Origin of the sequence: Asanoa iriomotensis, assembly GCF_016862515.1 — a bacterium.
GTDB lineage: Bacteria > Actinomycetota > Actinomycetes > Mycobacteriales > Micromonosporaceae > Asanoa > Asanoa iriomotensis.
On sequence record NZ_BONC01000019.1, the window covers coordinates 59,062 to 72,562 of the forward strand.

General features: G+C 73.5%; 12 protein-coding genes and 1 riboswitch. Of the genes, 10 read left to right on the forward strand and 2 right to left on the reverse strand.

Annotated features, from left to right (window positions below; translation table 11 throughout):
• The first annotated feature begins 394 nt into the window (after positions 1–394).
• The 4 genes from Air01nite_RS15620 (at position 395) to Air01nite_RS15635 (ending at position 5,311) form a co-directional block, all read left to right on the forward strand.
• The gene (locus Air01nite_RS15620) at positions 395–2,320 is read left to right on the forward strand and encodes a primosomal protein N' (RefSeq protein ID WP_203703129.1); all 1,926 of its coding nucleotides are present in this window, start codon (positions 395–397) and stop codon (positions 2,318–2,320) included.
• A gap of 89 nt (positions 2,321–2,409) precedes the next feature.
• Positions 2,410–2,973 carry a peptide deformylase gene (gene def / locus Air01nite_RS15625; protein WP_203703067.1) on the forward strand — a complete coding sequence of 188 codons (564 nt, stop codon included), beginning with the start codon at positions 2,410–2,412 and terminating at the stop codon, positions 2,971–2,973.
• On the forward strand, positions 2,973–3,899 hold the full coding sequence (gene fmt, locus Air01nite_RS15630; protein ID WP_203703068.1) for a methionyl-tRNA formyltransferase: 927 nt from the start codon (positions 2,973–2,975) through the stop codon (positions 3,897–3,899). The genes def and fmt overlap by 1 nt, the downstream gene beginning before the upstream one ends.
• On the forward strand, positions 3,854–5,311 hold the full coding sequence (locus Air01nite_RS15635; protein ID WP_203703131.1) for an RsmB/NOP family class I SAM-dependent RNA methyltransferase: 1,458 nt from the start codon (positions 3,854–3,856) through the stop codon (positions 5,309–5,311). Before fmt ends, Air01nite_RS15635 begins: the two co-directional genes overlap by 46 nt.
• Here Air01nite_RS15635 and Air01nite_RS15640 read toward each other — a convergent pair.
• A complete protein-coding gene (locus Air01nite_RS15640; RefSeq protein WP_203703069.1) occupies positions 5,304–6,194 on the reverse strand; it encodes a septum formation family protein in 891 nt (296 codons plus the stop codon). The two genes, Air01nite_RS15635 and Air01nite_RS15640, sit on opposite strands and share 8 nt — an antisense overlap.
• A 73-nt stretch (positions 6,195–6,267) precedes the next feature.
• Here Air01nite_RS15640 and rpe point away from each other — a divergent pair, with 73 nt between their 5' ends.
• From rpe to ribH, 6 genes are all read left to right on the forward strand, one after another.
• Positions 6,268–6,948 carry a ribulose-phosphate 3-epimerase gene (gene rpe, locus Air01nite_RS15645; protein WP_203703070.1) on the forward strand — a complete coding sequence of 227 codons (681 nt, stop codon included), beginning with the start codon at positions 6,268–6,270 and terminating at the stop codon, positions 6,946–6,948.
• A 16-nt stretch (positions 6,949–6,964) separates the two neighbouring features.
• Positions 6,965–7,942: a GGDEF domain-containing response regulator gene (locus Air01nite_RS15650; RefSeq protein WP_203703071.1), complete on the forward strand. Its 978-nt coding sequence runs from the start codon at positions 6,965–6,967 to the stop codon at positions 7,940–7,942.
• 146 nt (positions 7,943–8,088) lie between these two features.
• Positions 8,089–8,267: riboswitch (FMN riboswitch) on the forward strand.
• 137 nt (positions 8,268–8,404) lie between these two features.
• Entirely contained in the window at positions 8,405–9,472 is a 1,068-nt protein-coding gene (gene ribD, locus Air01nite_RS15655; RefSeq protein ID WP_203703072.1) for a bifunctional diaminohydroxyphosphoribosylaminopyrimidine deaminase/5-amino-6-(5-phosphoribosylamino)uracil reductase RibD, read from the forward strand.
• 5 nt (positions 9,473–9,477) lie between these two features.
• Positions 9,478–10,074: a riboflavin synthase gene (locus Air01nite_RS15660; RefSeq protein WP_203703074.1), complete on the forward strand. Its 597-nt coding sequence runs from the start codon at positions 9,478–9,480 to the stop codon at positions 10,072–10,074.
• Complete coding sequence (locus Air01nite_RS15665) at positions 10,071–11,303, forward strand: bifunctional 3,4-dihydroxy-2-butanone-4-phosphate synthase/GTP cyclohydrolase II (protein WP_203703075.1); 1,233 nt, start codon at positions 10,071–10,073, stop codon at positions 11,301–11,303. The genes Air01nite_RS15660 and Air01nite_RS15665 overlap by 4 nt, the downstream gene beginning before the upstream one ends.
• Positions 11,303–11,770: a 6,7-dimethyl-8-ribityllumazine synthase gene (gene ribH, locus Air01nite_RS15670; RefSeq protein ID WP_203703077.1), complete on the forward strand. Its 468-nt coding sequence runs from the start codon at positions 11,303–11,305 to the stop codon at positions 11,768–11,770. Before Air01nite_RS15665 ends, ribH begins: the two co-directional genes overlap by 1 nt.
• Here the strand turns inward: ribH and Air01nite_RS15675 are convergent.
• Positions 11,767–13,458 (reverse strand): MOSC and FAD-binding oxidoreductase domain-containing protein, encoded by a 1,692-nt coding sequence (locus Air01nite_RS15675; RefSeq protein ID WP_203703078.1) that lies wholly within the window; start codon positions 13,456–13,458, stop codon positions 11,767–11,769. The two genes, ribH and Air01nite_RS15675, sit on opposite strands and share 4 nt — an antisense overlap.
• Positions 13,459–13,501 lie beyond the last annotated feature (43 nt).

A 13,501-nucleotide genomic window follows, 5' to 3' on the forward strand; every position in this document is an offset into this window, starting at 1 on the left:
GTGCCCTATGCGCCATCGACGGGCGGGCGCCCCGGCGGGTGATCCCGCAGAGGTGGCTGCCGGGGCTTCACGCCCTTTCCTCTCTTGATCATGTGTTCCGTATCGGGTGTCGCATTTGCGGGGTCACGATCGAGTGCAATGGATCGGTGGCAGCCAGGGCGTGTCGCACGGGTCCGCCGCACCTGATCATGAGCCGATGGCTCTGACAGCTTGACCTGCCGCACTTGATCATGGCGACCACGGCTTCTTCCGGTGGACGGGGTCCCGACCTGTGCCGGGTCTGAGTCGAACGCCGCAGGGCGCAGATCAGGGAACGGCCCGCCCGGCGCGGCGGTGTAAGGATGGTGCGGTGGCGACCCGGAGCAACCGTGCGGAGCGGCAGCCCGCACCCGAGCTGCCGGTCGCGCGCGTCTGTGTCGACGTGCCGCTGCCCCACCTCGACCGGCCGTTCGACTACCTGGTGCCGGCGGAGCTGCACGAGACCGCCCAGCCGGGCACCCGGGTCAAGGTGCGGTTCGCCGGCCAGCTCGTCGACGGTTGGCTGCTCGAGCGCGCGGCGGAGTCGGCGGTGGCCAAGCTCGCCTACCTGGAACGGCTGGTCTCGCCCGAGCGCGTGCTGACCCCGGAGATCGCCGGTCTGGCGCGGGCGGTCGCCGACCGCTACGCCGGCGGCCTCGCCGACGTGCTCCGGCTCGCCGTGCCACCGCGCCACGCCCGCGCGGAGGGCGCGGCGATCCTTCCGCAGGACGACACGCCAACTGTCGACGCGCGGCCGCCGGGGTGGGCGGACTATCAGGCCGGGGAAGGGTTTCTTCGGGCGCTCGCCGAGCGCAAGGGCCCCCGCGCCGTCTGGTCGGCGCTGCCCGGTGAGGACTGGCCGGCCCGGATCGCCGAGGCCGCCGCCGCCACTCTCGCCGCGGGCCAGGGCGTGGTCGCGGTCGTGCCGGACGCGCGGGACCTCGACCGTCTCGATGCCGCGCTTACCGAGGTCCTCGGCAAGGACCGGCACGTCACCCTGGCCGCCGGGCTCGGGCCGGCCAAGCGCTACCGCGCCTTTCTTGCCGCCAGCCGGGGCCTCGTCAAGGTGGTCGCCGGCACCCGGGCCGCCGCCTTCGCACCCGTGGCCGACCTCGGCCTCGTGGTGATCTGGGACGACGGCGACGACCTGCACGCCGAGCCGCGGGCGCCCTATCCGCACGCCCGGGAGGTGCTGCTCACCCGCGCGCAGCGGGCCGGAGCCGCCACCCTGGTCGCCGGCTACGCCCGCACCGCGGAGGCGCAGCTCCTGCTGGAGACCGGCTGGGCGCGCGAGGTGGCCGCCGACCGGGCGACCACGCGGCGGCGTACCCCCGCCATCACCCCCACCGGAGACGACCCGCAGCTCGCCCGCGATCCCGGCGCCGCCACGGCGCGGCTGCCCAGCCTGGCCTGGGACGCCGCCCGCGCGGCCCTCAAGGCCGACGCGCCGGTGCTGGTCCAGGTGCCCCGCCGCGGCTACCTCCCGTCGGTCTCGTGCGTCACCTGCCGCGCACCGGCCCGCTGCGTCACCTGCCAGGGGCCGCTCGCGCTCCGCTCGTCGCACGCCGTGCCCGCCTGCCGGTGGTGCGGCCGCGTCGCCGGCGACCACGTCTGCCCGCACTGCGGCGGCCGCGGCCTGCGGGCCTCGGTCACCGGCGCCCGCCGCACCGCCGAGGAGCTCGGCCGCGCGTTCCCGGAGATCCCGATCCGCACGTCCGGGCGCGACGAGGTGCTCACCGAGGTGCCGGCCGCGGCCGCGGTGGTGGTGGCCACGCCGGGCGCCGAACCCGTGGCCGAGGGCGGCTACGGCGCGGTGCTGCTGCTCGACACCTGGGCCCTGCTCACCCGGGCCGACCTGCGCGCCGGTGAGGAGGCCCTGCGGCGCTGGATGACGGCAGCCGCCCTGGCCAAACCCGGCGGCGCGGGGGGCCGCGTCGTGGTCGTCGCCGACGGCGGCGTTCCGGTCATCCAGGCGTTGCTGCGCTGGGATCCCGGTTGGTACGCCTCCCGCGAGCTGGCCGAGCGCCGCGAGCTGCGGTTCCCACCGGCGGCAAGGATGACCAGCCTGACCGGCCCGGCACCCGCCGTGGCCGATCTGCTGCGGGCCGTGCACCTGCCGCCGGACGCCGAACTGCTGGGTCCGGTGCCGGCCGACCAGGACCAGGAGCGGTATCTCGTGCGCGCCCCGCGGGGCCGGGCGGCCGAGGTCGCCGCTGCCCTGCACGCCGCGTCCGGGGTCCGCAGCGCCCGCAAGGCGCCCGACGCCGTGCGGGTCCAGGTCGATGCGACAGACCTCTTCTGACGCCACACAGGCACCGCTGACCAGCACCGTAGACTTGTCGGGATTGCGCCCGCGTGCCCCGCGCGGGCGAACCGAACGAGGAGTTCCACGTGACCGTCCAGCCCATCCGTCTGTTCGGCGACCCGGTGCTACGTACACCCGCGGACCCGGTCGTCGACTTCGACGCTGAGCTGCGCAAACTGGTCGCCGACCTGGTGGAGACGATGCAGGAGCAGTCGGGGGCGGGGCTCGCCGCACCACAGCTCGGCGTCGGTCTGCGGGTGTTCGCCTTCGACGTCGACGACGTGGTCGGTCACATCGTCAACCCGCAGGTCAGCTTCCCCGACGACGAGGAGCAGGACGGTCCCGAGGGTTGCCTGTCGATCCCGGGGATCTACGTCGACACGAAGCGCCGGATGAACGCCGTCGCCACGGGCTTCAACCAGTTCGGCGACCCGATCAAGCTGGTCGGCACGGGGCTGATGGCGCGCTGCGTGCAGCACGAGACCGACCACCTCGACGGGGTGCTCTTCCTCGATCGGCTCGACGCGGGCGCCCGCAAGGAAGCGATGAAGGAGATCCGACAGGCCGAGTGGTACGACGCCGGCGCGCCGCCGGTCGTCAAGACCAGCCCGCACGGCGGTGCGGCGTTCGGCCTGGGCGGGGTGCGCTGATGCGCCTGGTCTTCGCCGGCACTCCGGCGGTCGCGCTGCCCGCGCTGGACGCGATCGCGGCCTCCTCGCACGAACTGCTCGCCGTGGTCACCCGCCCCGACGCGCCCGCCGGCCGGGGCCGCCACCTGGTGCGCTCGCCCGCCGGCGCCTGGGCCGACGAGCACGGCGTCGAGGTGCTCACGCCGGCCAAGCCCCGCGAGCCGGAGTTCCAGGACCGGCTGCGCGCGCTCGCGCCCGACTGCGTGCCGGTGGTCGCCTACGGCGCCCTGGTGCCGCCGCCCGCGCTGGAGATCCCGCGGCACGGCTGGGTCAACCTGCACTTCTCGCTGCTGCCGGCCTGGCGTGGCGCCGCACCCGTGCAGCACGCGGTGCTGCACGGTGACGAGATCACCGGGGCGAGCGTGTTCGAGTTGGAGGCGGGCCTGGACACGGGCCCGGTGTACGGCACGCTGACCGACGAGATCCGGCCCACCGACACGTCCGGCGACCTGCTGGAGCGGCTCGCCGGGTCCGGCGCCGGCCTGCTGGTCGCGGTGCTCGACGCGATCGAGGCCGGCACCGCGCGGGCCGAGCCGCAGCCGGTCGACGGGGTGAGCCTCGCGCCGAAGCTGACCGTCGAGGACGCGATGGTGCGCTGGGACGAGCCGGCGTTCGCCGTCGACCGCCGGATCCGGGCCTGCACTCCCGCGCCCGGCGCGTGGACCACGTTCCGGGACGATCGGGTCAAGCTGGGCCCGGTCAGGCCCGTCGCCAATGCGCCCGCCCTGAAGCCCGGCGACCTGCTGGCCGACCGCACCGGCGTGTACGTCGGCACCGCCACGACGCCGGTCGCGCTCGGCGAGGTGCGGGCCGCGGGCAAGCGGGCCATGCCAGCCGCGGACTGGGCCCGCGGGGTCCGGGTCGAGTCGAGCGAGCGGTTCGCGTGACCGCCCACGCCCGCGGCGGGCAGCAGAGCCGCCGCCCGGCCGGACGCCGGCCGGCCGTCGACCCCGCGCGCTTCGCCGCCTACGAGGCGGTGGCGGCCGTGCACCGCGATGACGCGTACGCCAACCTGGTCCTGCCGTCGATCCTGCGGGAGCGGGACGTGCGCGGCCGCGACGCGGCGTTCGCCACGGAGCTGACCTACGGCGCCCTGCGCTCGCTCGGCACGCTCGACGCGGTGCTGGCGGTCGCGGCCGGCCGCGAGGTCGAGCGGATCGACCCGCCGGCCCGCGACGCGCTGCGATTGGGCGCCTACCAGATCCTCTACATGCGGGTCCCGGCGCACGCGGCCGTGTCGTCCACCGTCGACCTGGTGCGCGTGGTCGCGCCCGGCGCCACCGGCTTCGCCAACGCCGTGCTCCGCGAGATCACCACCCGCGACCTGGACACGTGGGTCGGGGAGCTGGCGCCGGACTACGAGACCGACCCGGTCGGCAACCTGGCACTCGCCTACAGCCATCCACAGTGGATCGTGCGGGCGTTCCAGGAGGCCCTTGGCGGTGATCTGGACGAGACCGCGCGGCTGCTGATCGAGGACAACCAGGCACCGGGCGTGCACCTGTGCGCCCGCCCGGGCCGCGTCGACGCGGTCGAGCTGGCCGACGAGGTGGGCGGCGCGCCGGGCGCGTTCTCGCCGTACACCGTCTACCTGCCCGGCGGCGCACCCGGCGACCTGGCCGCGATCCGCGACGGCCGCGCGCACGTGCAGGACGAGGGCTCCCAGCTCGTCGCGGCCGCGCTGGTCGAGGCCCCGGTCGAGGGTTCGGACGCGCGCTGGCTGGACCTGTGCGCAGGCCCCGGCGGCAAGGCGGGCCTGCTGGCCGCGATCGCCGCACAGCGCGGCGCCCACCTGACCGCGGTCGAGGTGACCGCGCACCGCGCGGACCTGGTCTCGCAGGCGGTGCGGGGCTTCCCGGCGACGGTGCTGCACACCGACGGCCGGACCGTCGGCCGCGACGCCGACCTGCCCGAGCAGGGGTTCGACCGGGTGCTGGTGGACGCGCCGTGCACGGGCCTGGGCGCTCTGCGCCGGCGACCCGAGGCGCGGTGGCGCCGCCAGCCGAGCGACCTGCCGCCGCTGACCCGGCTGCAGCGGGAGCTGCTCACGGCGGCGCTGCGCGCGGTGCGGCCGGGCGGGGTGGTCGGCTATGTGACGTGCTCGCCGCACACGGTCGAGACCCACGTGTCGGTCACCGAGGGCACCCGCCGCGCCGACATCGCGGTCGACTTCGTCGACGCCCGCCCGCTGCTCCCGGCCGGCATGCCGGGGCTGGGCACGGGCCCGACGGTGCAGCTCTGGCCGCACCGGCACGGCACCGACGCGATGTTCCTCGCGGTGCTCCGCCGCACTAGTTGACGGGCAGGAGGGACGTGCCGCCGTTCTTGATCGAGCGGGTGTAGGTGCGGCCGCTGTCCCAGGAGAAGCACTTCACGCCGCGGTTGCCCATGTCCCACTCCGCGGCGGTGGGGTAGTAGTAGATCGTGCCCGTGCGGAACGCCAGGTTGCCGTCCTTGGGCAGCTTGGCGTACGTGGCGACGGCGTTGAGGCACGCCTTGTGGATCGTCTCGCCGTCGTCGACGAAGGCCTTGTAGGCCTTGTCCGGCGCGTCGTAGATGCCCACGAACTCGCTGCGGTGCGACTTGGTGCAGGCGATGGCGGTCATCTCCTGCACCACCTCCTTGGAGATCTTGGGTGTGAAGCAGCCGTACTGCAGCGACGACGGTTTGGCCAGCGCGCTCTTCAGCGTGGCCGACCGGTAGGTGACGCTGCCGTCGTCGAGCGACCCGGTCTCACCGACGTCGCACCGGTACCACCGTGAGCCGCCCTGCCAGGCCTCCTCGCCGGGCAGCACCAGGCTCAGGGACAGCCGGGCCGTGCGCCAGTCGCCGCCCAGGTAGGTGCGGGCCTTCGCACCGCAGTCGGCGAACGCCGTCTTGTATTCCTTCTGGCCCGGTGCCGGCGGCTTGGCACCCGCGCCCGCGCCCGTGAACTCTCCGACGTGGACCGTCTCGACCATGTGGGGCGCGCCGCAGTCGACCGGCGAGTATGCCGCCAGATAGCCGGACTCGACCGCGTTGGGGTGGCAGACCTCCGCGTCGGGGACGAACGGCTTGGGCTCGCTCATCGGGCGCCAGTCGTCGGAGAGATCGCCGTCGACGCCTGCCGGGTTGCCGCCGCAGGCCGCGAGCGCGAGGGTTGCCACCAGGCCCGCCAGGCCCACCGTCCACCGCCGTCGCATCCGCGCATCCCTCCCCAGGGCCGGGTTGAGGGCAACCCTACGGGGAACGGCGCCGGGTTCGTACACTGGCCCGGTGACCCGACCGTCGCCCATCGTCGCCCCCAGCATTCTCGCTGCTGACTTCGCCCATCTCGCCGACGAGGTGCGGCTGGTCGAGGACGACGCGGACTGGTTGCACATCGACGTCATGGACAACCACTTCGTGCCCAACCTGACGATCGGGCTGCCGGTGGTGCAGAGCCTGCGACCCGTGTCGCAGCTTCCGTTCGACGTGCACCTGATGATCGACGAGCCGCGCCGCTGGGCACCCGCCTACGCCGACGCCGGCGCCTACAACGTCACCTTCCACGTCGAGGCCAGCGACAACCCCGTTGCCCTGGCCAAGGACCTGCGGGCCGCCGGCGCCAAGGCCGGCCTGGCGATCGACCGGGACACCCCGATCGAGCCCTACCTCGACCTGCTGCCCAGCTTCGACACCCTGCTGGTGATGACCATCAAGGCCGGCTTCGGCGGGCAGCGCTTCGTGCCCGAGCTGCTGGAGAAGGTCCGCAAGGTGCGCGCCGCCCGGGAGAGCGGCCACCTGGAGCTGCGCATCGAGGTCGACGGCGGCATCGCCGCCGACACGATCGAACAGGCGGCCGAGGCGGGCGCGGACGCGTTCGTCGCCGGCACCGCGGTCTACGGCGCCGACGACCCGGCCGCCGCGATCCGCCACCTCCGCTCCCTCGCCGCGAGCGTGGCCGGTCACCGATGAGCGAGGCGGGCATGGCATGAGCGAGCGCGACGAGGTCGCCCTGGAGACCGCCAACAAGCTCGGGCTCATCCTGATCGTCGACGACGACGAGGACATCGCCCGGTTCGTCGGCATCAGCCTCAAGCTGCACGGTTTCGACGTCATGCACGCCTGCGACGGGCAGGAGGCGCTGGAGCTGATCGAGCGCGCCCGCCCCGACCTCTGCGTGGTCGACCTGATGATGCCCCGCATCGACGGTGTCGAGCTGACCAGGCGGCTGCGCGCCGACCCGATGACCGCCGCCCTGCCGATCATCATGTTGACCGCCAAGGGCCTGACCGTCGACAAGGTCTTCGGCCTGACCGCCGGCGCCGACGACTACATGGTCAAGCCGTTCGACACCTCGGAGCTGGTCGCCCGGGTCGAGTCGACGCTGCGCCGCAACCGGGAGTACCGGGAGGTCTCGCCGCTGACCGGCCTGCCCGGCAACACCCGGATCGGCCGGGAGATCACCGACCGGGTGCGCAGCGGCGCCGACTACGCGGTCGCCTACATCGACATCGACCGGTTCAAGAGCGTCAACGACGTGTACGGCTTCGGCCGCGGCGACGAGTTCATCGGCGCCCTCGCGCGCAGCCTGCACCGGGCGGTCATCGCGGCCGGCCTGCCGCCCGCGTTCCTCGGCCACATCGGCGGCGACGACTTCGTGATCGTCTGCGCGCCGTCGCAGGTCCGCCCGCTGTCCGAGCAGGCCGTCCTCGACTTCGAGAAGACCACGGACGGGCTCTACGACGAGCGCGACGGTGCCCGCGGCTACGTCGAGGTGCGCGACCGGCGCAACAACACCCAGCGGGCGGCGCTGGTCACCCTGTCGATCGGGGTGGCGCTGTCCAGCGGCGACCGGCGGTTCACCGACCCCCGCGAGATCATCGCGCTGGCCAACGAGATGAAGACCGTGGCGAAGAGCCAACCCGGCTCGTACGTGGCCGTCGACCGCCGCCTCGCCCCAGGCTGACCCGCAAGGAACGGTCCGTTATTAACGCTATAGCGTTAATAACGGACCGTTCCTTGCGCTATGTCCGCGCGCGGGGCCGCGTGTGAGGTAGGTCGCCTGTCGATCGCCGTTCCGAGGATTGCGTGTAAGACTTAAGCCAACCCACCACGCGCTGGCGGGACTCGGTGAAATTCCGAACCGGCGGTGATCCGGGGGCCTGGCCCCTGGTAAGCCCGCGACCCGATCGAGAGCGAAACCCTCGAGCGGTGGACCTGGTGAGAACCCAGGGCCGACGGTTGGGCAGCCACGACGGCCGCCCAGACAGTCCGGATGGGAGACAGCGCGAGGGCGGATGGCCGCGCCGTTCCCAGGCGCCGCCGTCGGGCGGCTTCCGCTATGCGGAAACGTCGTCCCGAGCCGCGCCTTGCCATGACTCCGCACCGCCCGCGCCGCGTGACCACGGCGAACGGGAAGGAAACGGGCATGGCGAGCGGCGGCGTCTCGATCGACGAGGCGATGCGACGCGCTATTGAGCTCGGCGCGCGGGGCCTCGGCACGACCAGCCCCAACCCGGTGGTCGGCTGCGTGCTGCTTGACCCCGCCGGCGTGGTGGTCGGCGAGGGCTTCCACGCGTACGCCGGCGGGCCGCACGCCGAGATCGTCGCGCTGGCACAGGCCGGCGAGCGGGCCCGCGGCGGCACCGCGGTCGTCACCCTCGAACCCTGCAACCACACCGGCCGCACCGGCCCCTGCACCCGCGCGCTGATCAACGCGGGCGTGGCCAAGGTGGTCGTCGGCGTGGCCGACCCGGACCCGGTCGCCCGGGGCGGCGCCGAGACACTGCGGTCCGCGGGCGTCGAGGTCGTCATGGGCGTCCGCGAGCCCGAGGCCGAGGCCGGCAACGTCGCCTGGCTGACCAGCGTGCGCCGGGGCTGGCCGTACGTCACCTGGAAGTACGCCGCCACCCTCGACGGCCGGTCCGCCGCCGCCGACGGCACCAGCATGTGGATCACCTCCGAGGCCGCCCGGATGGACGTGCACGCGCTGCGCTGCGCCAGCGACGCCGTCATGGTCGGCATCGGCACCGTGCTCGCCGACGACCCCCGGCTCACCGCGCGCAACCTGCGCGACGGCTCCCTAGCCATCCGCCAGCCGCTGCGCGTCGTAGTCGACAGCGCCGGGCGGACCCCCGCCGGCGCCAAGGTCCGCGACAGCGCCGCACCGACCTGGATCGCCACCGCCGAGGCCGTCGGCGCCGGCCCCGACGGCGAGGTCGACCTGCAGGCGCTGCTCGCCGCGCTGGCCGTCCGGGGCGTCCGCTCGGTGCTGCTGGAAGGCGGCCCGCGCCTGGCGGGCGCGTTCCTCGCCGCCGGCCTGATCGACAAGGTGGTCGGCTACTTCGCGCCCAAGCTGCTCGGCGCCGGCCCCGCCGCGCTCGCCGAGGCGGGCGTGTCGACCATCGCCGAGGTCATCGACCTCGACCTCACCGACGTCACGCGGGTCGGCCCTGACCTGCGGTTCACCGCTGTGCCACGCAAGAAGGAGGGCTGACCCGCATGTTCACCGGCATCATCGAGGAGCTCGGCGAGATGGTTGGCTGGACGCCGACCGGCGAAGACTCCGGCCTGATCGCGATCCGCGGCAAGACCGTGGTCGACGACCTCAAGCACGGCGACTCGATCTCGGTCAACGGCGTCTGCCTGACCGCGGTCGAGATCTCCGCCGACGGGTTCACGGCCGACGTGATGGGCGAGACGCTGCGCCGCTCGTCGCTCAGCGAGCTGCACCCGGGCGACCCGGTCAACCTCGAGCGCGCCGCCCGACTCGACAGCCGGCTCGGCGGCCACCTCGTGCAGGGGCACGTCGACGGCGTCGCCCGGATCGTCGGCCGCGAGCCGGCCGAGCAGTGGACCACGGTCACGTTCGAACTGCCGAGCGCGATCCGGCGGTACGTGGTGGAGAAGGGCTCGATCACCGTCGACGGCGTCTCGCTGACGGTGATGGAGGCGGGTGACGACACGTTCTCCGTCGGGCTGATCCCGACGACGCTGTCGCTCACCACGCTGGGGCACAAGCAGATCGGCGACCTGGTCAACCTCGAGGTCGACGTGATCGCCAAGTATGTCGAACGGCTGCTGGGGGAGAGGTCATGACGCTGTCCACTGTGGAAGAGGCCGTCGCCGCCATCGCGGCGGGCAAGCCGGTCGTGGTCGTCGACGACGAGGACCGCGAGAACGAGGGCGACCTCATCTTCGCCGCCGAGCTGGCGACTCCGGAGCTGCTCGCGTTCACGGTCCGCTACACCTCGGGCTACATCTGCGCGCCGCTCACCGAGGAGGACGCCGACCGGCTCGACCTGCCGCCGATGTACCACACCAACCAGGACCGGCGCGGCACCGCGTACACCGTGACCGTCGACGCCCGCGAGGGGGTCTCGACCGGCATCTCGGCCGCGGACCGCGCCCACACGATCCGGCTGCTGGCGTCGCCCGACACGACCGCGGTCGACCTGTCCCGTCCCGGCCACGTGGTGCCGCTGCGGGCCAAGGCCGGCGGCGTGCTGCGCCGCCCGGGCCACACCGAGGCCGCCATCGACCTCGCGGTGCTGGCCGGCCTGCGCCCGGCCGGTGTGCTCTGCGAGCTGGTCAACGACGACGGCACGATGATGCGCCTGCCCGACCTGGAGAAGTTCGCGGCCGAGCACGACCTGCCGCTGATCTCGATCGCCGACCTGATCGCCTACCGCCGGCACCACGAGAAGCAGGTCGAGCGGGTCGTCGAGACGCGCATCCCGACCGAGCACGGCGTGTTCACCGCGTTCGGCTATCGCTCCACCCACGACTCGGCGGAGCACGTGGCGATGGTCTACGGCGACCTGAGCGACGGCGCGGACGTGCTGGTCCGGGTGCACTCCGAGTGCCTGACCGGCGACGTGTTCGGCTCGCTGCGCTGCGACTGCGGCCCCCAGCTGAACGCGGCACTGGCCCGGGTGGCGCAGGAGGGCCGCGGCGTCGTGCTCTACATGCGGGGTCACGAGGGCCGGGGCATCGGGCTGCTGCACAAGCTGCAGGCCTACCAGTTGCAGGACATGGGCCGGGACACGGTCGACGCCAACCTCGACCTGGGCCTGCCCGCCGACGCCCGCGACTACGGCACCGGCGCGCAGATCCTCTACGACCTGGGCGTGCGCTCGATGCGCCTGCTCACCAACAACCCGGCCAAGCGGGCGGGCCTGGAGGGCTACGGGCTCACGATCGTGGGCCGCGAGAGCCTGCCGGTGCGCCCGCACCCGGAAAATGTCCGCTACCTGCGGACCAAGCGCGACCGGATGGGGCACCTGATCGAGGCGCTCGACGACGTCGACATCGCGGAGGGATTCTGATGGCCGGTTTTGGCGAACCCGAGGTGGCCGCCGTCGACGCGACGGGCCTGACGGTCGGCATCGTCGCCGCCCGCTGGCACGCCGACCTGACCGACCACATGGTCGACCGCGCGGTGGCGGCGGCCAAGGCGTCGGCGGTCGCGGACGTCGCGGTCGCCCGGGTCGCGGGCTCGGTGGAGATCCCGGTGGTCGCGCAGGCGCTGGCGAAGAAGTACGACGTGGTGGTCGCCCTGGGAGTGGTGATCCGGGGCGCCACGGCGCACTTCGACTACGTCTGCAAGTCGGTGACCGAGGGCCTGACCCGGGTCGCGCTGGACGCGGGCAAGCCGGTCGCGCACGGCGTGCTCACGGTCAACAACCTGGAGCAGGCGCAGGACCGCGCGGGCCTGCCTGGCTCGGCCGAGGACAAGGGCTGGGCGGCCACGATCGCCGCGCTCGACGCGGCCCTGGCCATCCGGGCCGTCTAAAGGTCCAGCACCACTTCGCCCTGGGGTCGGGAGCAGCAGATCAGCGCGTTGCCCGGCCCCGGCGGCTCCAGCGGCTCCGGGTCGTAGGCGAGGTCGCCGGAGAGCAGACCCGTCTCGCAGGTGTGGCAGACGCCGGTGCGGCACGACCAGCGGGTCGGCACGTCGCACGCCTCGGCCAACTCCAGCAGCGAACGGCCGTCGTCGGACATCGGGACGGTCAGGCCGCTGCGGGCGAACGTGACCGCCGGGCCGGTGCCGGGCGGACCGGGCGGTGGGTGCGGCTCGCGACGGGTCTCGCCGGTCACGCCCGGGTTGATCGCCGAGCGGGAGGCGAACAGCTCCTCGCGTACCCGATCGGGTTTCATGCCCGAATCGACCAGGGCGGCCCGCATGTCGGCCATGAAGGACTCCGGACCGCAGACGTACGCGTCGGCCGTCATCGGCATCGCAAGCGAGTCCAGTGCCGTGGCGGTCAGCCGCTGGTCGACCGCGTAGAACACGTGCTCGTGCGCGTTGGGCAGGCCGGACAGCAGGTCCCGGGCCTCGACGGCGAACGGGTGGTGCCGCGCGTCGTGCGCCGCGTGTACCCACCAGATCTCCCGCTCGTCGCGGTCGGCGGCCAGCCGGTGCAGCATGGCCAGCACGGGCGTGACGCCGATGCCGGCCGAGATCAGCAGCACCGGATCGGCGCCGGTGGCGAGCAGGAACTCGCCGCGCGCCGCACCGACGTCGAGCAGCGTGCCGGGTCGCAGGGTGCCCTCCTGGAGCAGGCCGCTGACCGCGCCGTGCTCCTCGCGTTTAACGCTGATCCGGTACGCGGCCGGGTCGGACAGCGAGTAGGAGCGCACCGGCGCCGGGGTGCCGGCGTCGGGGAACCGCAACGTCAGGTACTGGCCGGCCGCCGGCACGGGCAGCGGCTTGTCGTCGGCCGCCGCCAGGTAGATCGAGGTGACCGACGCCGTCTCCGGCACGACCCGCGTGACCCGCAGCGAGCGGAAGCCCGTCCACGGTGGCTTCTGGCCGGTCGGGATCGGCGCGAGACCGCCGCCGCCGTCGAGCACGTCGTGGAACGACGCGACCCAGCCGGGGCTGAGCGCGGGGATGTCCAGTGCGTCGCGGATCCGGTCGTGGTCGGGGTTCGGCAGGTAGAGCAGGGCGTCGATCTCGGCGACGGTGATCCGGTGCGGGCCGATCCGGGTCCGCGTGATCTCGTCGCCGGCGCCCACCTCGCCCTCGGTGATCACGCGCAGGTAGAAGCCCGGGCGGTGGTGCCCGACGAGCAGTGCCGGCAGTCGCGGCTGGCCGAGCCGCATGCCGACCCGGAAGCAGGTGACCCGGGGCTGGGTGACCTCGAACTCGGCGTCGCCGATGCGGTAGCGGTCGCCGATGTGCACCTCGTCGTCAGCGAGCCCGTCGACCGTGAAGTTCTCGCCGAACGCGCCGTAGCCGCCGAGGTCCTGGTCGAAGACCTTCGACCAGTGCGTGTACGAGTCGGTCTGGTAGACCAGCACCGCCCGCTGCTCCCCACCGTGCCCGGCGAGGTCGCCCTGCCCGTCCCCGTCGATGTTGAGCCGGCGCACCATCCGGCGCCCCTCCACGGGCGCCTTCCATACTCCGGTGTGGACGGTCCGGCCCTGCCAATGCACGTCCTTGGGCAGGCCCACGTTGACCGACAACAGGGTCGCCATGGCCGCTCCTCCTATCGCCAACGTAGATCGGTGGCAGCGGGCC

What these genes read in the sequence shown, in the direction of transcription:
- Air01nite_RS15675 (WP_203703078.1), bottom strand. Translation starts at nt 13,458, where the DNA reads ATGGCGACCCTGTTGTCGGTCAACGTGGGCCTGCCCAAGGACGTGCAT.
- ribH (WP_203703077.1), top strand. Translation starts at nt 11,303, where the DNA reads ATGGCCGGTTTTGGCGAACCCGAGGTGGCCGCCGTCGACGCGACGGGC.
- Air01nite_RS15665 (WP_203703075.1), top strand. Translation starts at nt 10,071, where the DNA reads ATGACGCTGTCCACTGTGGAAGAGGCCGTCGCCGCCATCGCGGCGGGC.
- ribD (WP_203703072.1), top strand. Translation starts at nt 8,405, where the DNA reads ATGGCGAGCGGCGGCGTCTCGATCGACGAGGCGATGCGACGCGCTATT.
- Air01nite_RS15660 (WP_203703074.1), top strand. Translation starts at nt 9,478, where the DNA reads ATGTTCACCGGCATCATCGAGGAGCTCGGCGAGATGGTTGGCTGGACG.
- Air01nite_RS15650 (WP_203703071.1), top strand. Translation starts at nt 6,965, where the DNA reads ATGAGCGAGCGCGACGAGGTCGCCCTGGAGACCGCCAACAAGCTCGGG.
- fmt (WP_203703068.1), top strand. Translation starts at nt 2,973, where the DNA reads ATGCGCCTGGTCTTCGCCGGCACTCCGGCGGTCGCGCTGCCCGCGCTG.
- Air01nite_RS15640 (WP_203703069.1), bottom strand. Translation starts at nt 6,194, where the DNA reads ATGCGACGGCGGTGGACGGTGGGCCTGGCGGGCCTGGTGGCAACCCTC.